Below are 23,105 nucleotides of genomic sequence, written 5' to 3' on the forward strand. Positions count from 1 at the left end.
AACTTCACAAACATTTCGTATATTGTTTTCAGCAGAAGACTAGAATATTACAATGTATTTCCTCTATACTAAATAAAGTATAAAGGAGGAAATGATGATGAAAAAACTGATTATAACTTTATTTATCGCGATGCTAGCGTTGGCTGGCTGTAATACAAACAAAGAAGAACCGAAAAAAGAACAGAAACTTGAAGCTGTAAAAGTAGCAGTCCAAACAAATCCGAAAGAAATTAAACCAGGTGAAAAAACAGAAGTACAAGCACTTGTTACACAAGGGAAAGAAAAAGTAACGGATGCCGATGATGTAAAGTTTGAAATTTGGAAAGATGGCGACGAAAAGCACGAGATGTTAGATGGTAAGCATAAAGGAAAAGGTGTTTATGCAGTAGAGAAAACATTCGAAACGGATGGAGTATACCATATTATTGCTCACACAAATGCACGTGAAATGCACGTTATGCCAGAAGTGAAAGTTGCTGTAGGAAATGCGAAAGTAGAAGATGCGAAAAAAGAAAATAGTGATCACAGTGCAGGACATGGAGATCATAAAAGTGACACAATGATCCATCTTATGGCTGGAGACATAAAGGCAAATGCTGAATCTACAATGAAAGTTCATTTAAAGCAAAAAGAAGAAGCATTAACTGGTGCTGAAGTACAACTAGAGATTTGGAAAGATGGTGTTGAAAAACACGAATTTATTCCAGCGAAAGAAGGGAATAAAGGAGAGTATGAAACGAAACATACTTTCAAAGAGAACGGTGCTTACAAAGTGAAAGTACATGTAAGAAAAGGCGAATTGCATGAACATAAAGAAGAAACAATAGAAGTAAAATAAAAAGTAGCTCTTTAGAGCTACTTTTTATTTTTAATATGAAGAAATAAATCATAAAAAAATTAGCACTTCGTTGCAGAATGGATTACAATAGAAGTGTGAAGAAAATGAGAAATTCTACGAAAATGTATTAAAAAGAAAGCGTAAACATGTTATGATATCAGTATCAGATGTCTGACATCTGACTTAGAAAAAACTAGAAATGTTTTTGAATCGTTTCAAGTAAACGAAATAGGTTAGAAAATGATTTAAAGAAGTACTGTTTGACAATGAGAATTCTTTTGGATAACAGTTTCACTTTATAGCGTTTTGAACATACTACAAGAAGTAGAACTGAACTTATAGGAGGTCGCAGTTATGAATAAATATAAACGTATATTCCTAGTCGTAATGGACTCTGTGGGAATCGGTGAAGCACCAGATGCTGAGCAATTTGGTGATCTAGGATCTGACACAATTGGTCACATTGCTGAACATATGAATGGGTTACAAATGCCTAACATGGTGAAATTAGGTCTTGGTAACATTCGAGAAATGAAAGGTATCTCTAAAGTAGAGAAACCACTTGGATATTACACAAAAATGCAAGAGAAATCTACTGGTAAAGATACAATGACAGGTCACTGGGAAATCATGGGCCTTTACATTGATACACCATTCCAAGTGTTCCCAGAAGGATTTCCGAAAGAATTACTTGATGAATTAGAAGAAAAAACAGGCCGTAAAATTATCGGTAATAAGCCAGCTTCTGGAACTGAGATTCTTGATGAACTTGGTCAAGAGCAAATGGAAACAGGCTCTTTAATCGTTTATACTTCTGCTGATAGCGTATTGCAAATTGCAGCACACGAAGAAGTAGTGCCACTTGATGAGTTATATAAAATCTGTAAAATTGCACGTGAATTAACATTAGATGAGAAATACATGGTAGGTCGTGTTATTGCTCGTCCATTCGTTGGTGAACCTGGAAACTTTACACGTACACCAAATCGTCATGACTATGCATTAAAACCATTCGGCCGTACAGTAATGAACGAATTAAAAGATAGTGACTACGATGTAATTGCTATTGGTAAAATCTCTGATATTTATGATGGTGAAGGGGTAACTGAATCACTTCGTACGAAGTCTAACATGGATGGAATGGATAAGCTTGTAGATACATTAAATATGGACTTTACAGGTCTTAGCTTCTTAAACTTAGTTGACTTTGATGCATTATTCGGCCACCGCCGTGATCCACAAGGATACGGAGAAGCTCTGCAAGAATATGATGCACGTCTTCCAGAAGTATTCGCAAAACTAAAAGAAGATGATCTATTATTAATTACAGCAGACCACGGTAATGATCCAATTCACCCTGGTACTGACCATACACGTGAATATGTACCATTATTAGCATATAGCCCAAGCATGAAAGAAGGCGGACAAGAGTTACCACTTCGTCAAACATTTGCTGATATTGGTGCAACAGTAGCAGAAAACTTCGGTGTGAAAATGCCAGAATACGGAACAAGCTTCTTAAACGAGCTAAAGAAATAGGGGGATAAACAAATGAATCGTGAACTTATTACAAAATCAGCTTCATACTTAAAAGAGAAATTTCAAGAGACACCACAAGTAGGACTAATCCTTGGATCAGGACTAGGTGTATTAGCAGACGAAATTGAGAATGCAGTAACAGTACCTTACAGTGAAATCCCTGAATTCCCAGTATCAACTGTAGAAGGCCATGCAGGTCAACTAGTATTTGGTACACTTCAAGGTGTAACAGTAGTAGCAATGCAAGGACGTTTCCACTTCTATGAAGGATACGACATGCAAAAAGTAACATTCCCAGTTCGTGTTATGAAAGAACTAGGTGTAGAAACAGTAGTTGTAACAAACGCAGCTGGTGGTGTAAATACATCATTTGAGCCAGGCGATCTTATGTTAATTTCAGACCACATTAACTTCATGGGTACGAATCCATTAATCGGACCGAATGATTCTGAAATGGGCGTACGTTTCCCTGATATGTCTACATCATATACAGTAGAACTTCGCGAAATGGCGAAACAAGTTGCAGCAGACTTAAATATTAAAGTACAAGAAGGTGTATACGTAGGAATGACAGGTCCTGTATATGAAACACCTGCTGAAATTCGTATGCTTCGTACACTTGGCGGAGATGCAGTTGGTATGTCAACAGTACCTGAAGTAATTGTAGCGCGTCACGCTGGTATGAAAGTATTAGGTATTTCTTGTATTTCAAATATGGCAGCTGGTATTTTAGATCAACCACTTCACCACGATGAAGTAATTGAAACGACAGAACGTGTTAAAGCTAACTTCTTAGCATTAGTAAAAGCAATCGTAAAACAAATGAAGGGGTGACTTCACGATGAGAATGGTGGACCTAATTGCAAAAAAACGTGACGGACATGCATTAACGACAGAAGAAATTAACTTTATTGTTGAAGGATATACGAATGGTGATATTCCTGATTATCAAGTAAGTTCACTTGCAATGGCAATTTTCTTCCAAGATATGAACGATCAAGAGCGTGCTGATTTAACGATGGCAATGGTAAATAGCGGTGATACAATCGACTTATCGGCTATTGAAGGTGTAAAAGTAGATAAGCATTCAACAGGTGGTGTTGGTGATACAACGACACTTGTATTAGGTCCATTAGTAGCTGCTTTAGATGTACCAGTAGCGAAAATGTCTGGACGCGGTTTAGGACATACTGGTGGTACAATTGATAAATTAGAAGCAGTTCCAGGATTCCATGTGGAAATTGAAAACGATGAATTCATGCGTCTTGTAAATGAAAACAAAATCGCTGTTATCGGCCAAAGTGGTAACTTAACACCTGCTGATAAAAAGCTATATGCACTTCGTGATGTAACAGCAACAGTAAACTCAATTCCGCTTATTGCAAGTTCGATTATGAGTAAAAAAATTGCTGCTGGTGCAGATGCAATTGTTCTTGATGTAAAAACTGGAGCAGGTGCATTTATGAAAACGGATGAAGATGCAAAACGTTTAGCAGAAGCAATGGTACGTATCGGTAATAACGTTGGTCGTAATACGATGGCAGTTATTTCTGATATGAGTCAACCACTCGGTGAAGCTATCGGTAACGCATTAGAAGTTCAAGAAGCAATTGATACATTACAAGGTAAAGGGCCGAAAGATTTAGAAGAGCTATGTTTAACACTTGGAAGTCAAATGGTGTACCTTGCTGGACAAGCTTCATCTTTAGAAGATGCACGTGAAAAGCTAATTGAAGTAATGAACAACGGAAAAGCGCTAGAATCATTTAAAACGTTCTTATCAGCGCAAGGCGGTGACGCATCTGTTGTTGATGACCCTTCTAAATTGCCACAAGCACAATTTAAAATTGAAGTGGAAGCGAAAGAAGACGGATATGTATCAGAAATCGTTGCAGACGAAATCGGAACAGCAGCAATGCTTTTAGGAGCAGGACGTGCAACGAAAGAGTCTGAAATTGATTTAGCAGTTGGTCTAATGCTGCGCAAAAAAGTAGGCGATAGCGTGAAGCAAGGTGAATCTCTCGTTACAATTTACGCAAACCGCGAAAATGTTGAAGATGTAAAAGCGAAAATTTATGAGAACATGAAGATCTCTAAAGAACACGTAGATGCACCAACTTTAGTACACGGTATCGTAACGAAGTAATAAAAAAAGCTGAGGAGATTTCTCCTTGGCTTTTTTTACTATTTTTTGTTTATAATAATAATGGGTGAAATTATGATTAGAATTTGTGCAGTAACAAAAACAGATGAAGTATTATATGATGTTTCTTTAGAAGAAACAAAGAAAGACCATATTGTATGGTATTGGCTAGATTTATATAAGCCAACGAAAGAAGAGTATACATATATTCTGCAAGACCATTTTAAGTTCCATCCCCTTGCAATTGAAGACTGTCTAGAATACGTACAGAGGCCAAAAGTTGATTTTTATGATGGATATAACTTTTTAGTTCTTCACGCGTTTGGAGAAGATGGGCTAGAACCACATGAAATTGATTTGTTTGTTAGTGATCGCTATATTGTTTCTTTCCATTTTTCTCATAATAATGCAATTGAAAGAGTATGGAAAACACTTGGTGAGAAGAGGCGGATTAAGAAAGGACCTTTACATGTAGCACATACGATCACTGATCAAATTGTAGATGATTATTTCGCACCTGTATATTACATTGAAGATCATTTAAATGCGATTGATGATAATTTAACAGGTGAGACAGCAGGAGCCGTACTAGAAGAAGTATTTGATATTAGGGCAGATTTATCTAAGTTAAGACGTACAATTATTCCAATGCGTGATTTATTGTATCGTATTTTGAATTCCACTCGTTTTTACGGTATAAGTGATCATGAGATTTATTTTAAAGATATACATGATCATTTACTTAAACTTACGGAAATGATTGAGGCAAGTCGAGAGTTAACGGCGGATATTCGGGATAGTTATTTTTCATTAAACTCACATCATATGAATAACATTATGAAAACATTAACTGTATTCTCGACTATTTTCATGCCATTAACATTTATTGCGGGAGTATATGGAATGAACTTTACGCATATGCCAGAGCTTGGTGGACAATATAGTTATTTTATTTGTCTTCTTCTAATGGCATTAATTGGCGGCGGAATGATGGCCTGGTTTTATAAAAAAGGATGGTTTAAGTAAAAAAACACCGAGGATTTCCTCGGTGTTTTTTTTCAACCAATAGCATGTAATACAAACATAGCTAAGAATAAGCATGTAATGATATACATAGATGGTGCGACTTCTTTACGCTTTCCAAGAGCAACTTTTAAGATAGGGTAAGCAATAAATCCGAACGCAATGCCATCAGCGATACTATATGTGAGCGGGATCATGACGATAATTAAGAACGCTGGAAATCCTTCTGAAAAATCGTTCAGAGGAATTTGCTGAATGCTTGTAATCATCAGGCCGCCAATAATAATTAAGATTGGTGCAATGGCACTATCAGGAATTAGTTTGACAAACGGAAGTGCAAACAATGATGCAAAGAATAACAACCCCGTAACGATAGACGTCAGACCTGTCTTTCCGCCTGCAGTAATACCTGCGGCACTCTCTACTGTTGATACGGTAGGGCTTGTGCCAAATAGACCACATGTCATTGCTGAAATTGCATTGGCTTGGTAAGCACGTGGGAATTTACGGTCATCTTCTAATAAACCGTGCAGAAGTCCCATGTTCTCAAAAATAAGCACCATGCTTAAGGAGAATGTTGCAATCCAAAACGGTAAGGAAGAAAGTTTGCCAAATGACATAGCTCCAAACACATCCCCGTAATTAGCGAATGAGAATGAACTATTTCCGATTTGACTTGTATCAACAAGGCCAAATAGCCATGCAATACCAGTTCCTATTGCAATCGTCCATAAAAAGTTTCCACGTACGTTACGAATAAATAGTACAAGTGCAATGATAAGAGTAAGCACGGTCGCAAGAACGACAGGGTTACTTAATTTACCCATTGCAACAGCAGTATTTGGGTTCGAAACGACTAAGCCACCTTTTTGCAATCCGATAAACGCTAAAAATAATCCGATGCCGACAGTAATTGCTTCCTTTAATGACTTTGGAATTGATACTGATAGCACGCGAGCGATTGGTGTAAAAGCGGCAATTGCAAAAATAATACCAGAGATAAAGACAGCAGCCAATGCTTCTTGCCAAGTTAGTCCAAGCGTATGCACAGCTGTGTACGTGAAGAATGCATTTACACCCATACCAGGGACAAGAATAGCAGGTGCATTTGCCCAAAATGCCATGAGTAGACATCCGACAAATGAACTGAAAACAGTTGCTAAAATTCCAGCTTCAAGAGGAATGCCAGCATCGGATAAAATTGATGCATTTACAATCATAATATATACGATCGTGAAAAATGACGTAACTCCAGCTAAAACTTCTTGTTTTGGTGATGTTTCGTGTAAACCTAATTTAAATGTTCTTTCAAGTATTCCTTTCATGTTAAACCTTCTTTTTCATATCCCTCTCCCACCCGTGATATCTCTTTCGTAAGAGCTCACCGTCCTTTATTATATCAGAACATCATGTTTTTACAACAAGGAAAATGATAACGTTTACTTATAAATGAAATTATTTATAAATACGTAAAAATTGCCCGTATTGTTGAAATAATTTCTAACTCTCCCGATTGAATAGGCGGGGCTGCTTGCGCATGTAAAGTAGCATAAGACGTAACCTCCCTTGGTAATTGGGCAGATTCTTCAACGAATGAGAGGGGAACAGGATTAATATTTAAATTATATGTACTCGCAATAGCACGAGCTTTTTCTACTGCTTGGTGCAGAGCTTGAATGAGAGCTTGCTCATAATATTTATTTGGATGAGATACTCGGAAACGTAAACCTTTTGCTACATTTGCACCATTTGAAACGGCTATATCATATACTTCCCCAGCTTTTTGTACATTTAAAACGGTAATTTCATACAAATGCTCCACGCGGTATCCTTGCAGCAAGGCTTTATCATTTACATATTCGTATTGAGGAGTAATTGTATAAGAAATCGTCTCTATATCTTTATCGGCAATACCAAGCTGTTTAAGTGCATCCAGCAATTGTTTGGATTGCACTGCATTTTCTTCTTGAGCCTGTTTTACATTTTTATCATCTGTTCGAATGCCGAGTGTTAATATAACAACATTCGGTTTTGCTTTTACAACACCTTCTCCTTGTACAGTAATAGTAGCTTCTTTACCAGTATTAGCAGTGCGTACGTTGTGTAAATAAGGATTCATTCCACCCTGCATTTTCCATCACCATCCTTTTTATATGTATATGTGTGAACAAAAAAGAAATTTATATGAAAAAAGTTACATAAATGAGAATGTTGAGGAAAGAAAGCATATACAACATAGGTATTTATAGATTATAATATGTGTAAATATGATAAAAAAGGGACGAGGCTATTGAACGAAAAAAGAGAAACGCTGATTTTAGATTTATCTGCATCATTTCGAAAAATGATACGTTTATTACAAAATGATATTAATACACGTTTTGCAGAACATATGCCATATAATGAATTTTCTGTATTACGTGCGTTATTTTTAAACAGTCCACAGATGGCTTCGCAAATTGCGAGTGAAGTAAACGTAACCTCCAGTCATATTACAGCTGTTACAGATCGTCTCGTACGAAAAGGATTAGTAGAAAGAAAACGTTCTAATTCAGATCGTCGAATCGTGTACTTAGAAATTACAGAGCACGGAAGAGAAGTAACTGAAAAACTTGAAGCTGTGCGTAAAGAATATTATAAAGAGAGATTTAAAGGTTGGAGCGACCAAGAAATAGAAATGGTCTTAGAACTATTTGGCCGCGTATTATAATAAATGAGGATAGGAAGCGAAAGCATTCCTATCCTTTTTCTTTTGAATAAAAATATTTTGAAACTCCGATACTTTAATTAAAAGATCGGAGGAAAGATTATGAAATATATTGCTGCACTTACCATTTTATTTGGTGGTTTTTTCTGTTTTCAAACATTCACGTACGCAGATACGCCTATCCAAGTAGTGCGAAAAGAAGTGAAGTACATTGAAAATGATAATACAGTCTTATATTCGAAATTATGGGTTCGTTCTATGCAAAACGCAGTATTATTCCACCATAGCGATAATATTCGTAATCAGGACACATTACGTAATGTAACAAGTTCATCGCTTGTTAAAGCGAAGCAACTATCTTTTCAGAAAGCAGCACTCTATATACCGAGACTATCGCAATACGTATCAAAAATAGGAAAAGAAAATATTCAAGTGTACTACATTGCGATTCACTATAATGTAAAAAAAGAAAATGCATATCAATTAGATGGCATGAACTATTTTCTACAAGTATTCGTAAAAGAGCGTGGGGAATGGAAAATTGCTGAAAGTGTAGTTGCACCGACAGAGCAAATTGTGCAAAATGGTGATGGATTTGGGATGAAAGAAGAGATGGTGTATGGGGATAGGAGAGAGAATGTGAAATAACCTCCTCATCGAGAGGAGGTTATTTTATTTGAAATTCCAAGAGACTTTCCATTTTAATATTTTAGGTAGGAAGAAATACGTAATGAAACTAGTTATTAAAAATCCGATGTAAAAGCTGGACAATGAGTGCGCGCGACTTAGTATTAAACCTCCAACGATCCCACCAAAGAAAATAGCGCATGCCATTACTAACTTTTGTAACTTTGGATATAATAGATAGTTACCATTTCGCTCATTGATTGAGCGGGCATATAAATAAATACCGAGTGGTAATAAAATAAGTATATGTGCAATAGGTGCAATCAATGTTTTTACCGGCGGAATCTTTGTAAAGTTTGGTTCGTTATGACGTACTCCATTTTGATCAGTATAAGCGCTTTGTGGATCATAATTAAAGTTAATAGTAAAATCTTCTGCTGGACTAGAAATACGTATGTTTTCCATAACATCATGTATAATGCCATTGTTCTCATGAAAGTCGGCACTCGAGTGAACAGCAATGACTCCTGATATTAGAGATGGAAGTAACGCTGGGAAGATTAATATAGCTGCAGTAAGAAATCCTTGCGATATCACATTTCCAGCGATTGTTCCTATACATAAGGCAAGTGTATAAATAGCGATTAATACAATTAACATATATATAAAGTAACTATGAAACGGTGAAAATACTTGATATTTATTATGAAAAGTCAACCTTTTCATAATAGCAAATAGCCCCCAGTTTAAAATGACAACAGCGGCGATATTACAGATTCCAAACAACCACTTTGTTATATAAAGGTGTGAACGTTTAAAGGGCATAGACCATAACAAGTCGCTAGCGTTATTTTGTCTTTCCCATCCAATTAACGTACAAGCTAGAATGGTCAGTATGCTACCTAACAGCATGATAGGATCTAAAAGTGTTAAATCAAAGTGATAATGATATACATAGTTCCATTTTTTATTGTCATTTAGAAAGTGTTGCTGTTGAATAGAAGTCATATAGTATTTATATGACAAACTATAGAAGCTGACGAGCCAAAATAACCATACAACATATTTACTTTGTTGATACGTTCTTAGCCATAGTGCTTTTTGAAACATAGGATCTCTCCTTTAAAAAACTTTATAATTTGTTAGGCGTGATAATACAACATAAGTAATGATTCCAGCGAGAAACAAACTGATATAGTAGTTAGGTAAGAAATAAAATTGATTGATTTTATAGCCACCTAGTAATGAAAAGTAAATGGTTGTCCCCCATATACATATTTTTAAATGTTTTTGGAAAATAAATATCCTTTGACTATTTTCATTTGGTGAACGCACATATAAATATGTCCCAAGTAGTAAATAAAATATTGTATAGAAAATAGGGACTAACATTGATTTGGCTGAATAATATACGTGAGATGCTGGATTTCTTAAAGTAGTTGGATCGTTGTCCCTCTTCCGAGAATCTGGCTGATAGTTATAATCAATAGAAAAGCGATATATTGGTACAACTATATTTGTTTTTTGATTGATTTCATATAGTTGTTGATCTAATTTATTATTTTTAGTATCGGTAGCCTCTAAATGGTTTAGTGTAAAAGTGTACACTAGTGGAATAAATGTAAGGCCCATTAGTAGCCATGGAATGCAAAAAATGACCTGTGAAACAATACTTCCAGTAAAAGTACCGATACATAGAGCAGCTGTATAGACTGCAACATAAGAAACTATCGCATAAAGAAAGTATCGGTGAAGTGGACTAAATGATTGATAATCAAAATGGATAGTTGTTCTATAAATAACATACATAATAATCCAATTTATAAGTAACGAGCTCACAATACAGAAGGAACCGAAAGCCCATTTAGATAAGAAAACATGTTTTCTTTTAAATGGCATCGTCATAAGTAGTGTATTAGATTGGTTGCTACGTTCCCATCCTATCAATAAGCAGGCTAAAGCAATGATAAGAACAGTTAACCAAAAACTATTACCATCTCGTGCAGAAAAGGTATAAAAATAATAATACTGTTCCCCTTTTTCTTGTAATTCGTAATATTTATCGAGTTCCATCTGAGCACTTCTATAGTATCCGAGAGATAGAAGATAAAGCGAACTAAAGAAGAATAGTAACGCAGCATATTTCCCACGCTTCCAATTCCACATCCACAACGCTTTATGAAACATATCCATCCTCCTCCAGTGTCGTAACGAAGACATCTTCAAGTGACATTGTTAATTCTTCAATGAGTATAGGTTGCTCTTTATAAAACTTCTCCAGTGTTGTAGCCACATTTCCCTCAATTAAAATCGTATACACTTTTCCTGTTTGATTTAATATTTTAATATTGCTTAAGTTTTCTAGTTTTTGAGGTAATGAACGCTCGTAAGCTACTTGTATTTTTGCAAATTGTGATTTTGCATCGTCTAGTGACGTAATAGATGCTACAGTATGTCCTTTTAACATAATGATTGTATCTGCAATTTGTTCCACTTCATCTAAATGATGGGTAGAGATGAAAATGGTAATTTCTTTTTCTGCAACTTCTCCAACGAGAAACTGTAAAATCTGTCTTTTAACGATAGGATCAAGTCCGTTTGTTGGTTCATCTAAAATAATATATTCTGCTTTTGCAGCAACAGCTAAAATGATGGCAAGCAGTGCTTTCATTCCTTTTGAATAACTACGAATTCGTTTATTTGGTAAGTTGAAATGTTCTAGTAGTTCATAGAAATATGGTTCATCAAAAGCTGTATAAACTGCTTTATAAAACTTCACGATTTCTTTTACTGTATAACCGTTCAGTATGTTAGTAGAATCCGGAACATATACGATTTTTTGTTTCGTTTCAGGATTCTTATGAATGTCGATATCCTCATATGTAACAGTTCCCTCGTCTGGGTCTAAAATGCCGACCATCGTTCGTAATAAAGTTGTTTTTCCCGCGCCGTTTCTTCCAAGTAACCCGATGATACTACCTTTTTGTAATGTGAAAGAAACATCGTCTAAAATTGTTTGAGTATCAATTGTTTTCTTCAAGCTTGTCACTTTCAGCATCCGTATTTCCTCCAATCTCTTTATAGTATGAATCTATCCAATCATGAATTTTATCTTTCGTAACACCAAGATAAGAGGCTTCTAATAGTAATTGATGAAATTGCTTTTCAACCATAGCGATTTTCCTTTCGTCTAATGTTGGGGTAATCGATTGGGATACAAATGTTCCTTTTCCTCGTAACGTTTCAATAATTCCTTGTCGCTCTAACTCTTGATACGCTTTACTCACTGTATTTGGATTTATAACGAGTAAAGAAGCGAGTTCGCGTACAGAAGGAAGTTTATCACTTGGAGCCAACATGCTTTTCAATACGAGTTCTTTTATATTTTGAACAATTTGTTCCCATATCGGAGTGTTGCTTCTTGGGTCAAGTTGAATATGCAAGAGCAATGTCTCCTTCCTCATATGTATTAAGTGTACTACTATGTGTAATACACTTAATACAATATAGGGGACGAATGTATTTGTCAACTGAAAATGTTAGAAAAATTTGGTATTAAAAAAAGGTAAATTGGAAAAAATAGGTCTGATATAGAATGGAGGGTTAGTCATGAAGCGAGTTTTTGGAATACTTGTTTGTTTCATGTTATTGCTTTCTGGAACTTCAGTGAGTTTTGCGCAATCTGAAAAAACGAAGCAGGAGAAAACAGAAGAAACAACGCCGAAGTTAGCGGAACAAGCGTCGTCAGCAATCGTAATTGAGCAAGATACAGGTAAAGTTTTATTTGATAAAAACCCAAATGAAAAATTACCACCTGCTAGTATGACAAAGATTATGACAATGCTTTTAATTATGGAACAAGTTGAAAAAGGAAAACTAAAACTGACCGATAAAGTTAGAGCGAGTGAACATGCAGCTTCAATGGGTGGATCGCAAATCTTTTTAGAACCTGGGGAAGAGATGACTGTAAATGAGATGTTAAAGGGTATTGCAATTGCATCTGGAAATGACGCATCTGTTGCAGTAGCCGAGCACATCGCAGGTTCAGAAGAAGGATTTGTAAATATGATGAACAAAAAGGCGAAAGATTTAGGGCTGAAAAATACACATTTTCAAAATCCAACAGGTCTTCCGGCCAAAGACCATTATTCGACAGCAAATGATATGGCTATAATGGCGAGAGAATTGATGAAGTATCCACTTATTCGTAAATACACAGGTAAGTACGAAGATTATTTACGTGAAGATACGGATAAAAAGTTTTGGCTCGTTAATACGAATAAACTAGTACGTTTTTATCCTGGCGTAGATGGAGTAAAAACAGGTTTTACGACAGAAGCGAAATATTGTTTAACAGCATCGGCTGAAAAAAATGGCATGCGTGTCATTTCAGTTGTCATGGGAGCACCAACATCAAAAGAACGGAACAACCAAGTGACGAAGCTTCTTGACTATGCATTTGGACAATATATGACAAAGAAATTGTATACGCGCGGCAAAAAAATTAAGACAGTTCAAGTAGGAAAAGGGAAAAAAGAAAAAGTAGATTTAGTTGCGTCAGATAATGTTTCTCTTCTTATGAAGAAGGGCGAGAATATGGACAAGGTAAAACAAGAAGTAATTGCTGAAAAGAAAGTAAAAGCACCGATTAAAAAAGGTGACGCGCTTGGTACACTTGTTATTAAAAAAGATAAAGATGTTTTATTAAAACAAACAATTGTAGCAAAAGAAGATGTTGCTGCAGCGAGCTGGTGGGAGTTATTTAAAAGAAGTTTTGGGATGTTTTCAACATCAAAATAGCGGCAAATATTTTGCCGCTTTTCTATTCGTATGTAAGTGAATAATGCTGAAAGGTTTCACTTTATGACGAAATAGTTCTTCTTTTGTCAGCAGGAAGGATTCTTATTTTGTATCACGAAAATCTTTATGTATGTGAATAAGTAAAGTTTGAGCATAAGGAGGAAATCGTGTGAGTCTTTCCATGCAATTAGAAGTAAAACGTGACGTCCTATGTGTGAGACTAGAGGGTGAATTAGATCATCATACGGCTGAAGAGTTGCGAACGAAAGTAACAGATATGATTGAGACACATGGTGTTCATCATATTGTTTTGAGCCTAGAGAACTTATCGTTTATGGATAGTTCTGGTCTAGGTGTTATATTAGGCCGATATAAACACGTAAAGGGATTAGGTGGAGAAATGGTTGTTTGTGCAATTTCACCGCCTGTTAAGCGTTTATTTGAAATGTCGGGCTTATTCAAAATCGTTCGCTTAGAAGAAAGTGAAGCGCACGCGCTCGCGACGTTGGGGGTGGCATAGATGAGAAATGAAATGAACCTTCAATTTTCAGCATTAAGTCAAAATGAATCATTCGCTCGCGTTACAGTGGCGGCTTTCATTGCACAACTAGATCCAACGATGGAAGAATTAACGGAGATTAAAACAGTTGTGTCAGAAGCGGTTACAAATGCAATTATTCATGGATACGAAGGAAATGCAGAAGGTATTGTTTATATTTCTGTAATTTTGGAAGAAGCAATGGTGAAACTCACGATTCGAGATGAAGGGATTGGAATCTTTAACTTAGATGAAGCGAGACAACCCCTTTTTACAACTAAACCTGAATTAGAGCGTTCCGGAATGGGATTTACTATCATGGAAAATTTTATGGATGAAGTAGAAGTTATTTCAAACGAATCTTTCGGGACAACAATCCATTTGACAAAATACTTATCAAATAGTAACGCTCTATGCAATTAAGGAGAATAGCCTATGGACATAGAGGTCAAAAATGAGAAGAAGAAACCTCAGTTAAAGGACCACGAGCTAAAAGCGTTAATTCAAAAAAGTCAAGATGGAGATCAACAAGCGAGAGATACAATCGTTCAAAGTAATATGCGCCTCGTTTGGTCGGTTGTACAGCGGTTTCTTAATCGAGGATACGAACCAGACGACCTATTTCAAATTGGATGTATTGGGCTCTTGAAATCGGTAGATAAATTTGATTTATCTTTCGACGTGAAATTTTCAACATATGCAGTTCCAATGATTATTGGTGAAATACAACGTTTCTTACGCGATGATGGATCAGTGAAAGTTAGTAGGTCTTTAAAAGAAACAGGAAACAAAATTCGAAAGATGAGAGATGAGCTTTCGAAAGAATTCGGAAGGGCTCCAACGATTAATGAAGTGGCAGAGGCACTAGAACTAACGCCAGAGGAAGTTGTTCTAGCACAAGAAGCGAGCCGGGCCCCTTCATCTATACATGAAACTGTATATGAAAACGATGGAGATCCAATCACTATTTTAGATCAAATTGCAGATCAATCTGAAACGAAATGGTTCGATAAAATTGCTTTAAAAGAAGCGATTAGAGAACTAGATGAACGAGAGCGCTTAATTGTATACTTGCGTTACTATAAAGATCAAACACAGTCAGAAGTAGCCGAGCGCATAGGCATTTCGCAAGTACAAGTTTCAAGACTTGAAAAGAAAATATTAAAACAGATGAAAGATCGAATAGACGAATAATTGTCTATTCGATTTTTTTATGCCGTTAATAGGAGAGAGATGTTAATTTTCGCAAAAATTAACAGAATTTATTGATAATTTAGTCAATTTAAAATATAATCCAAGTATGAACTTGTCATAAAGGGGGAAGGAAACATGGAAACGAGGCAACAATGGGGAACGAGAGCTGGATTTATTTTCGCAGCGGTCGGATCTGCCGTTGGATTAGGAAACATATGGCGTTTTCCTTATACAGCGTATGAAAATGGAGGAGGAGCATTCTTTTTACCGTATTTATTTGCATTATTAACGACTGGTATTTCATTGTTAGCGTTTGAGTTTGCCCTTGGTCATCGTCATCGTGGCTCAGCACCACTTACATTTTTCCGTATTAGCCCGCGTGCAGAATTTATTGGATGGTGGCAAATGTGCGTAACATTTATTGTTTCAACATATTATGCAGTGATTATTGCTTGGTCTATATCGTATACATACTTTGCAATTACTGGAGCATGGGGAAAAGACACGCAATCATTTTTATTTAAAGAGTACTTACATGTTGCAGATAAGCCAGGACAATTTGGAGGACTTGTACCAGAAGTATTAATTCCGTTAGCTCTCGTTTGGATTATTGTGCTTGGCGTTGCATTTAAAGGAGTTAAAAAAGGAATCGAAGTTGTTAACCGTATATTTATTCCTTTATTAGTTGTTATGTTCCTTATTATCGTTGTTCGTGCAGTGACGATGGAAGGTGCTATGCAAGGACTAGATGCATTCTTTAAACCAGATTGGAGTCGTATTTTTGATGGGAAAGTATGGCTTGCTGCTTACGGTCAAATATTCTTTAGTTTATCTTTAGCATTTGGAATTATGATTACGTATTCTAGTTATTTACCGAAAAACTCGGATACAACAAATAATGCCTTTATTACTGGATTTGCAAACTCAGGATTTGAATTATTAGCAGGTATTGGGGTCTTTGCAGCTCTTGGATTTATGGCAAATAATATGGGAGTACCGGTTGATAAAGTAGCAAGTGCTGGCGTTGGGCTTGCGTTCGTAGTATTTCCCCAAATTATTAATGAATTGCCGATGTCACCGTTGTTTGGTGTTTTATTTTTCTTATCGTTAACGGTTGCTGGAATTACATCACTTATTTCACTCGCGGAAGTATGCTTTGCCGCTGTATCTGAAAAATTCAGTTTAAGTCGGGAAAAAACTATTGGAATTATGGGAACCCTTCTCGTGTTAGTTTCTCTTGTTTTTGCAACACGTGGTGGACTTATGTTCTTAGATGTTGTCGACTATTTCGCTAATAATTTCGGATTAATTACAATTGCACTTGCGGAAGTAGTTACGATAGGGCTCATTTTACGCCGTTTACCAGTTTATCAAAATCATGCAAACTTTGTATCTGATATTAAATTAGGAACGTTTTGGAGAGTGAGTTTACTCGTTATTACTCCGCTTATGTTAGGGTATATGCTAATTGATGGTACAATCCAAAATATTAAAAAGAACTACGGAGATTATCCGACTGAGTTTGTTGTAACGTATGGTTGGTCGATAGCAGCAGCATTCCTCATAGTTGCAATAATCATTGGCCTGAAAAAATGGGATGCACAAATTCATTCGGATTCTGCCAAGCTTGAAAAAGAATGGAAAGATCGAGGTGTTTCATAATGAGTGGATCAGCGATTATGATGATGGTTATTGGAATAGTAGTCATTTGGGGAGGGCTTGCATTAAGTATTGTAAACTTATTTAAGAAAAAGGCATAAGTAAAAAACATCTGTACCGAAATGGTGCAGATGTTTTTTTATGAAAAAATTGTATTAGAAAAAAATTCAATAACCATACTACAACTACGAGGAAGAGTGAAGGGGTGAATGAAAGTTGGAACAAACGATTTATATTAAAATGCGCAATCGTTTAAAAGTTTCTCCTACTTATGAAGTAAAGCTGGGCGATGTTGCTCAACTTGCCGGAGATTCTTCCGTAGTTGAGTTGTTACAAAATGAGATAGTTTACAAAATAACAGCGCATGATAAGACGCATGTTGTAATTGATGTTATGAAAGTAATTGAGATTATTCAACAGAAAGCATCTCATGTACAAATTAATTTACTCGGTTCTGGACAAACTCTTGTTGAAATTATATACGAAAAAAAGAAGACACACCCAATTTTTTTCGGGCTTGTATGGCTGTTACTGTTCATTGGAGCGGCCCTTGCGATCATTTATTTCCATGAAGATGTAAGTATGCAACAAGTACATCAACGGTTATATTACATGATTACTGGAGAATTTAATGCGCAACCACTTTTATTTCAAATCCCTTATTCTTTAGGTCTTGGCTTAGGGATGGTTTTATTTTTTAATCATGTATTTCAAAAGCGAATTAATGAAGAGCCGAGTCCGTTAGAAGTTGAGATGTTTCAATACCAACAGTCACTTGATCAGTATGTAATCGTTAATGAAAACAAGGATAATATGAAACAACTTGCCGATGATTGAGTCTGGATTTGTTATTTTAATTGGTTTAGCTGGAGGGATTGCGGTAGGTAGCGGATATGTCGCATTTTTAGCTGTACTTGGTATAATCCCCCGTTTAGCCCAATTAACGAGAAGTGGAAAGTATATTCAATATTTTGAGTGGGCAGTCATTGCAGGTACTTTAACGGGGGCTTGGTGCAGTTTGAAAAACATTACATTTCAAACGTCGCAGTATTGGCTCGTTATATTAGGGATATTTTGTGGCACATTCATCGGAATGCTTGCTGCGGCATTAACAGAGGTGTTAAATGTTCTGCCTATTTTAGCGAAACGAGTAGGGGTAGAGGGGAAGATTATTGTTTTACTCGTTGCTCTTGTACTTGGAAAAGTAATAGGATCGTTGTTTCACTGGATTTATTTCGTAAAGTAGGAGGCAGTATATAAATGACAAGTCAGAAATTGAAGGATGATTACATAAATAAAGTGAAGGAGTATCATCCAAAGCCAAACTATTTACTAAATTGTATCAAAGCATTTCTTGTAGGTGGACTCATTTGCACAGTTGGAGAAGTATTGATGAAATTTTATATACATTATTTTCACTTCAGTGAACAAGAGGCAGGAAACCCAACTGTTGCAACCCTTGTTTTATTATCCGCGATTTTAACAGGGTGTGGTGTATATGATAAAATCGGTCAATTTGCTGGAGCAGGATCAGCGGTACCGGTAACAGGATTTGCAAATTCTATGGCGAGCGCTGCCTTAGAACATAAGAGCGAAGGGGTTGTTCTAGGGATTGCTACAAATATGTTTAAACTGGCAGGAAGTGTGATTGTATTTGGGGTTGTTGGTGCATATATCATTGGGTTAATAAGGTATACCTTTAAAATTTTTATGTCTTAAAGGAGGGCTAGTATGAGGTTGACCGGAAAACAAACGTGGGTATTTCAAAATGATATATATGTGAATGCAACGGGTACTGCTGTCGGTCCGAAAGAAGCTGAGGGCCCTCTCGGGAAAAAATTTGATATTTCATATGGTGACTTGCATTGTGGAGAAGAAAATTGGGAGCTTGCCGAACGAAGATTAATGTCAGACTCAATTCAACAAGCAGTGCAAAAAGGGAATATAAAAACATCGCAAATTGATTTCTTTTTAGCGGGAGATTTATTAAATCAAACAGTGACAGCAAATTATGTTGCGCGTAAGTGGGGCATTCCTTTTTTAGGAATGTTTAGCGCTTGTGCGACGTCTATGGAGACTTTAGCAGTTGGCTCAGCTTTTATAGACGGTGGATTTGCAAATCGTGTCTTAGCTACAGTAAGTAGTCATAATGCAACGGCTGAAAGACAATTTCGCTATCCAACAGAGTACGGTGGACAAAAGCCAGGGACAGCAAATTCAACTGTGACTGGTGCAGGATCTATATTAATTAGCAATGAAAAAAGTGCAATTAAAATTACGTCGGCTACAATTGGAAAAGTGCAAGATTTAGGAATTACAAATCCTTTGGATATGGGGGCAGCGATGGCTCCAGCAGCAGCTCATACAATTCAACAACATTTTGAAGATTTAAGAAGAAGTGCCGATGATTATGATTTGATTGTTACGGGTGATTTATCAGCTGTTGGGACGCCGATTGCGAAACAACTTTTACTTGAGGAAGGTTATGATCTTGGGCATATATACAATGATTGTGGATTGATGATTTATGAATCAAGTCAAGAAGAAGTGTTTGCAGGTGGTAGTGGTTGCGCTTGTTCAGCAGTTGTCACATATGGTCATTTATTACACGAGATGCAAAAAGGGAATTTACAACGAATTTTTGTCGTTGCGACTGGTGCATTATTAAGCCCGATGATGATGCAACAGAAGGAAACGATTCCAACAATTGCACATGGTGTCGTATTTGAGAGAGTTAAAGGAGAGTGAATTGTGGATTTTATATATGCATTTCTTGTAGGTGGAGTTATTTGTTTAATTGGGCAACTATTGTTAGATTTCGTAAAGTTAACACCAGCTCATTTAATGGCAACTTTTGTAGTCATCGGAGCAATTTTAGATGGATTTGGATTGTACGATAAACTAATAAAGTTTGCAGGTGCTGGAGCAACAGTCCCTATTACAAGTTTTGGACATTCACTATTGCACGGAGCAATGCATGCAGCAGAAAAACATGGATATTTAGGAATTGGTATTGGCATGTTTAGTTTAACGTCTGCGGGCATTTCCGCAGCGATATTGTTTTCGTTTTTTATAGCACTTATATGTAAACCGAAAGGATAAATCAAATGAGACGAAGGGTTGTTTTGGTCACAGATGGAGATGAATATGCAAAGCGGACAATTGAGCTTTTAACGAAGGAATTTGGGGGAAGGTGTATTTCAGCATCACAAAGTAATCCAACCAAATTGACAGGGAAAAAAGTTGTTGAGCTTATTATGCAAACGCCATATGACCCTGTATTTGTCATGTTTGATGACAGTGGATTTATTGGAGAAGGATCTGGTGAAAAGGCTTTAAAATATGTGGCTACCCATAAACAAATTGATGTGCTCGGTATTTTAGCGGTAGCGTCTAATACGCATCATTGGGAATGGGCACGTGTAGATGTAAGTGTAGATCGGAATGGGAATTTAACCGAATACGGTGTTGATAAATTTGGACTTCCAGATGGCGAAATTGGCAGAATTAGCGGAGATACAATTTATTGTTTAGATGACTTGAATGTTCCTGTCATCGTTGGAGTCGGTGACATTGGTAAGATGTGTGGAAATGATGAATGGGAGAGGGGATCACCTATTACGAAGAAAGCAATTCAATTAATTTTGGAAAGGAGTGGTTTTTATGACGAAGCCTAAAAAAGTGGATATCCCTATATCAACTTTCATAAGTGACAATGAAAATTATTTAAAGCAGACAGTTGGGCTAGGCGTTACATACGATGTTGGCATTCGTAAATTTCAAATTTTGAATAAAGAAATTGGTGTGTTATTTGTAAACGGACTTTGTGATACAAATTATATTATCCCTATTTTAGAAGAAGCGGTGGATACAAATGAGATAAGGGATGTAGAAGAAGATACAGTGAAGCTTTTAGAGAATCGCTTAATCCATCAACAAGTAAGTAAAGTGAAAACGATGGATGAGGTAATGCTCCAAGTATTATCAGGACTCATCGTGATATTTGTGGAAGGTGAAACGGAAGCGTTTGCAATCGATGTTCGTAGTTATCCAGGGCGAACGCCGACAGAACCAGATACCGAAAAGGTAGTACGCGGTGCAAGGGATGGATTTGTTGAAAATATCGTTGTAAATACAGCATTAATCCGTAGAAGAATTCGAGATCCACGTCTTCGAAATGAAATGGTTCGAGTAGGAGATAGATCACAAACGGATATTTGCATTACATACGTTCAAGATGTTGCAAATCCAGATTTAGTAAAGATTATAAAACAAGAATTAAATAACATCGATGTAGATGGAATTACGATGGCGGATAAAACAGTAGAAGAATTTGTTGTAAAGCAAAGCTATAACCCATTTCCACTTATTCGATATACAGAAAGGCCAGATGTAGCAGCAAATCATCTACTAGAAGGACATGTGTTAGTACTTGTTGACACATCGCCAAGTGCTATGATTACACCGACAACATATTTTCATCATTTACAGCACGCGGAAGAGTTTAGACAAAATCCAGCTGTCGGTACATTTTTACGCTGGGTGCGCTTTTTAGGTGTTATATTCTCGTTATTTTTATTACCATTTTGGTTAGTGTTTGTATTTGATCCAACTCTTTTGCCAGCAAATCTTGCTTTTATTGGACCGACTAAGATGACGCATTTACCAATTTTATTACAGGTGTTAATGGCAGAGGTCGGACTTGAGTTTTTAAGGATGGCAGCCATTCATACTCCAACGCCGTTATCGTCTGCAGCAGGGTTGATTTCCGCTATATTAATTGGTCAAATTGCAATTGATGTAGGTTTGTTTGTGCCAGAAGTAATTTTGTATGTAGCAGTTTCGATGATTGGTGCATATGCAACACCGAGTTATGAATTAGGATTAGGGAATAAGGTTGGGAAATTGTTTGTTATTATTTTAACAGGCCTCTTCCATGAGATGGGATTTGTAATTGGTATGACGATATTAATTTTATTTTTAACGTCTATAAAAAGTTTACAAACACCTTATTTATGGCCGTTTTTACCATTTGATTGGGGCGCATTAACAAAAATTTTACTCCGTCCAACGATGTCTAGTTTAAAAGTACGACCAAGTATTGTAAGACCTCAAAATGTAAAAAGACAAAAATAAACGGGATTATACACCCGTTTATTTTTTTTAGCAAAAATTTATTATTTTTTAACAAAAATCAAACATTTTTTGTGTACACTTAGAGTAGATATTGTGTATGGAAGGGGAAGAGGACATGATTAAATTATTTGTAAGTGATTTAGATGACACGCTCGTTTACGATGTGAATCATATGCAAAAAGAAGATGAACGTGCGCTGTGTTGGTTAGCTGAGAAAGGGACAAATATTTGTTTTGCCTCTGGCCGCTTTACACACAGAATTGATGAAGTTGTAAAAAGGTTTTCATTCCCATATTACACAACTGGCTTAAATGGAGCGACAATGTTGCTTCCGGATGGAAATTTATTTCATGAATCGAGTTTTGAAAATGTGGTTGCCCAGGAAATATATCGATATATACATAAAAAAGGACTAGCGGATATTGTTTGTGCAAACGAGCAGCGATATACAAAAAGGAAGAATGAACATCACCATAATTTTGAAGCGTATATGGGCGTGCATATCGCTGAAATTGAAGCGTTAGAAGAAGAGTTTGGTAAGACTGTACACCCTGCAAAATTGTTTGTTTTTGGAGAAGAAGAGAAAATTGTGACGTTAGATCAAGAGCTACGAGATACGTTTCAAGGCGAAGCGGAAGTTTTTATATCAGGTAAACGCTATGTTGATATTATGCCAAGAGGCGTGAGTAAGGGGAGTGCTCTAAAGCGACTAATGGATCATTTGCAAATTGAAGCAAATGAAGTTGCTTGTATTGGAGATTCTTTCAATGATATTTCTATGTTTGAAGTAACCCCGCATTCATTTACTCTTCATCATGCCCATCCATATGTAAAGGAGAAAGCAAATCATATAGTGCGTTCGGTTGAAGAGGCTGTTATGAAATTACCGTTACTTGTATAA

Annotated in this window: 27 protein-coding genes; 21 read left to right on the forward strand and 6 right to left on the reverse strand. The window is 36.4% G+C overall.

Annotation, left to right across the window (positions count from 1 at the left end; translation table 11 throughout):
- Positions 1-97: 97 nt before the first annotated feature.
- From BLT20_RS06840 to corA, 5 genes are all read left to right on the forward strand, one after another.
- Positions 98-838 (forward strand): FixH family protein, encoded by a 741-nt coding sequence (locus BLT20_RS06840; RefSeq protein ID WP_000733456.1) that lies wholly within the window; start codon positions 98-100, stop codon positions 836-838.
- 354 nt (positions 839-1,192) lie between these two features.
- Positions 1,193-2,377 carry a phosphopentomutase gene (deoB, locus tag BLT20_RS06845; protein WP_001046079.1) on the forward strand — a complete coding sequence of 395 codons (1,185 nt, stop codon included), beginning with the start codon at positions 1,193-1,195 and terminating at the stop codon, positions 2,375-2,377.
- Between the two features lie 12 nt (positions 2,378-2,389).
- Complete coding sequence (locus tag BLT20_RS06850; RefSeq protein ID WP_001078446.1) at positions 2,390-3,211, forward strand: purine-nucleoside phosphorylase; 822 nt, start codon at positions 2,390-2,392, stop codon at positions 3,209-3,211.
- Between the two features lie 7 nt (positions 3,212-3,218).
- Positions 3,219-4,523, forward strand: coding sequence for a pyrimidine-nucleoside phosphorylase (locus BLT20_RS06855; protein ID WP_001243069.1), 1,305 nt, complete (start codon positions 3,219-3,221; stop codon positions 4,521-4,523).
- 60 nt (positions 4,524-4,583) lie between these two features.
- Complete coding sequence (corA, locus tag BLT20_RS06860) at positions 4,584-5,546, forward strand: magnesium/cobalt transporter CorA (protein WP_002026281.1); 963 nt, start codon at positions 4,584-4,586, stop codon at positions 5,544-5,546.
- 32 nt (positions 5,547-5,578) lie between these two features.
- On the opposite strand, the gene BLT20_RS06865 is transcribed toward corA, so the two are convergent.
- Both BLT20_RS06865 and BLT20_RS06870 read right to left on the reverse strand, forming a co-directional pair.
- Positions 5,579-6,868 carry an NCS2 family permease gene (locus BLT20_RS06865; protein ID WP_000676247.1) on the reverse strand — a complete coding sequence of 430 codons (1,290 nt, stop codon included), beginning with the start codon at positions 6,866-6,868 and terminating at the stop codon, positions 5,579-5,581.
- Positions 6,869-7,002: 134 nt separating this feature from the next.
- Positions 7,003-7,674, reverse strand: coding sequence for an SIMPL domain-containing protein (locus BLT20_RS06870; protein WP_001161449.1), 672 nt, complete (start codon positions 7,672-7,674; stop codon positions 7,003-7,005).
- Between the two features lie 159 nt (positions 7,675-7,833).
- On the opposite strand from BLT20_RS06870, the gene BLT20_RS06875 reads away from it, so the two are divergent.
- Complete coding sequence (locus tag BLT20_RS06875; RefSeq protein WP_001003307.1) at positions 7,834-8,253, forward strand: MarR family winged helix-turn-helix transcriptional regulator; 420 nt, start codon at positions 7,834-7,836, stop codon at positions 8,251-8,253.
- 99 nt (positions 8,254-8,352) lie between these two features.
- Positions 8,353-8,898 (forward strand): hypothetical protein, encoded by a 546-nt coding sequence (locus BLT20_RS06880; RefSeq protein WP_000873772.1) that lies wholly within the window; start codon positions 8,353-8,355, stop codon positions 8,896-8,898.
- Positions 8,899-8,922: 24 nt separating this feature from the next.
- Here the strand turns inward: BLT20_RS06880 and BLT20_RS06885 are convergent, their stop codons facing one another.
- From BLT20_RS06885 to BLT20_RS06900, 4 genes are read right to left on the reverse strand one after another with little or no spacing between them, the layout of a single operon-like run.
- The gene (locus BLT20_RS06885) at positions 8,923-9,987 is read right to left on the reverse strand and encodes an ABC-2 transporter permease (protein ID WP_000486539.1); all 1,065 of its coding nucleotides are present in this window, start codon (positions 9,985-9,987) and stop codon (positions 8,923-8,925) included.
- 12 nt (positions 9,988-9,999) lie between these two features.
- A complete protein-coding gene (locus BLT20_RS06890; RefSeq protein ID WP_000468523.1) occupies positions 10,000-11,064 on the reverse strand; it encodes an ABC transporter permease in 1,065 nt (354 codons plus the stop codon).
- A complete protein-coding gene (locus tag BLT20_RS06895; RefSeq protein ID WP_000922163.1) occupies positions 11,054-11,935 on the reverse strand; it encodes an ABC transporter ATP-binding protein in 882 nt (293 codons plus the stop codon). The genes BLT20_RS06890 and BLT20_RS06895 overlap by 11 nt, the downstream gene beginning before the upstream one ends.
- Positions 11,901-12,320 (reverse strand): GntR family transcriptional regulator, encoded by a 420-nt coding sequence (locus tag BLT20_RS06900; protein ID WP_000548045.1) that lies wholly within the window; start codon positions 12,318-12,320, stop codon positions 11,901-11,903. The genes BLT20_RS06895 and BLT20_RS06900 overlap by 35 nt, the downstream gene beginning before the upstream one ends.
- A gap of 166 nt (positions 12,321-12,486) precedes the next feature.
- On the opposite strand from BLT20_RS06900, the gene dacF reads away from it, so the two are divergent.
- From dacF to BLT20_RS06975, 14 genes are all read left to right on the forward strand, one after another.
- The gene (gene dacF / locus BLT20_RS06910; RefSeq protein ID WP_000832000.1) at positions 12,487-13,677 is read left to right on the forward strand and encodes a serine-type D-Ala-D-Ala carboxypeptidase DacF; all 1,191 of its coding nucleotides are present in this window, start codon (positions 12,487-12,489) and stop codon (positions 13,675-13,677) included.
- A gap of 169 nt (positions 13,678-13,846) precedes the next feature.
- A complete protein-coding gene (gene spoIIAA / locus BLT20_RS06915) occupies positions 13,847-14,197 on the forward strand; it encodes an anti-sigma F factor antagonist (protein WP_000059135.1) in 351 nt (116 codons plus the stop codon).
- Entirely contained in the window at positions 14,198-14,638 is a 441-nt protein-coding gene (gene spoIIAB, locus BLT20_RS06920; protein WP_001243398.1) for an anti-sigma F factor, read from the forward strand.
- Positions 14,639-14,650: 12 nt separating this feature from the next.
- Positions 14,651-15,409 carry an RNA polymerase sporulation sigma factor SigF gene (gene sigF, locus BLT20_RS06925; RefSeq protein WP_000350729.1) on the forward strand — a complete coding sequence of 253 codons (759 nt, stop codon included), beginning with the start codon at positions 14,651-14,653 and terminating at the stop codon, positions 15,407-15,409.
- A 135-nt stretch (positions 15,410-15,544) separates the two neighbouring features.
- A complete protein-coding gene (locus BLT20_RS06930; protein ID WP_000450088.1) occupies positions 15,545-17,071 on the forward strand; it encodes a sodium-dependent transporter in 1,527 nt (508 codons plus the stop codon).
- The gene (locus BLT20_RS06935) at positions 17,071-17,169 is read left to right on the forward strand and encodes a methionine/alanine import family NSS transporter small subunit (RefSeq protein WP_000016828.1); all 99 of its coding nucleotides are present in this window, start codon (positions 17,071-17,073) and stop codon (positions 17,167-17,169) included. The genes BLT20_RS06930 and BLT20_RS06935 overlap by 1 nt, the downstream gene beginning before the upstream one ends.
- Positions 17,170-17,284: 115 nt before the next feature.
- Positions 17,285-17,905, forward strand: a complete 621-nt coding sequence (locus BLT20_RS06940; protein ID WP_000438369.1) for a stage V sporulation protein AA — start codon at positions 17,285-17,287, stop codon at positions 17,903-17,905.
- The gene (spoVAB, locus tag BLT20_RS06945; RefSeq protein ID WP_000572945.1) at positions 17,898-18,314 is read left to right on the forward strand and encodes a stage V sporulation protein SpoVAB; all 417 of its coding nucleotides are present in this window, start codon (positions 17,898-17,900) and stop codon (positions 18,312-18,314) included. Before BLT20_RS06940 ends, spoVAB begins: the two co-directional genes overlap by 8 nt.
- 14 nt (positions 18,315-18,328) lie before the next feature.
- Positions 18,329-18,787: a stage V sporulation protein AC gene (gene spoVAC, locus BLT20_RS06950; protein ID WP_000203810.1), complete on the forward strand. Its 459-nt coding sequence runs from the start codon at positions 18,329-18,331 to the stop codon at positions 18,785-18,787.
- Positions 18,788-18,799: 12 nt separating this feature from the next.
- The gene (gene spoVAD, locus BLT20_RS06955) at positions 18,800-19,816 is read left to right on the forward strand and encodes a stage V sporulation protein AD (RefSeq protein ID WP_001241166.1); all 1,017 of its coding nucleotides are present in this window, start codon (positions 18,800-18,802) and stop codon (positions 19,814-19,816) included.
- A gap of 3 nt (positions 19,817-19,819) precedes the next feature.
- On the forward strand, positions 19,820-20,170 hold the full coding sequence (gene spoVAE / locus BLT20_RS06960) for a stage V sporulation protein AE (protein ID WP_000345916.1): 351 nt from the start codon (positions 19,820-19,822) through the stop codon (positions 20,168-20,170).
- A gap of 5 nt (positions 20,171-20,175) precedes the next feature.
- A complete protein-coding gene (locus BLT20_RS06965; protein ID WP_001254415.1) occupies positions 20,176-20,745 on the forward strand; it encodes a stage V sporulation protein SpoVABEA in 570 nt (189 codons plus the stop codon).
- Complete coding sequence (gene spoVAF, locus BLT20_RS06970) at positions 20,732-22,204, forward strand: spore germination protein SpoVAF (protein WP_000165595.1); 1,473 nt, start codon at positions 20,732-20,734, stop codon at positions 22,202-22,204. Before BLT20_RS06965 ends, spoVAF begins: the two co-directional genes overlap by 14 nt.
- Positions 22,205-22,301: 97 nt before the next feature.
- Positions 22,302-23,105 (forward strand): Cof-type HAD-IIB family hydrolase, encoded by an 804-nt coding sequence (locus BLT20_RS06975; RefSeq protein WP_002026273.1) that lies wholly within the window; start codon positions 22,302-22,304, stop codon positions 23,103-23,105.

The sequence above is a fragment of the Bacillus sp. cl96 genome, from assembly GCF_900100505.1.
Taxonomy (GTDB): Bacteria; Bacillota; Bacilli; order Bacillales; family Bacillaceae_G; genus Bacillus_A; species Bacillus_A cereus.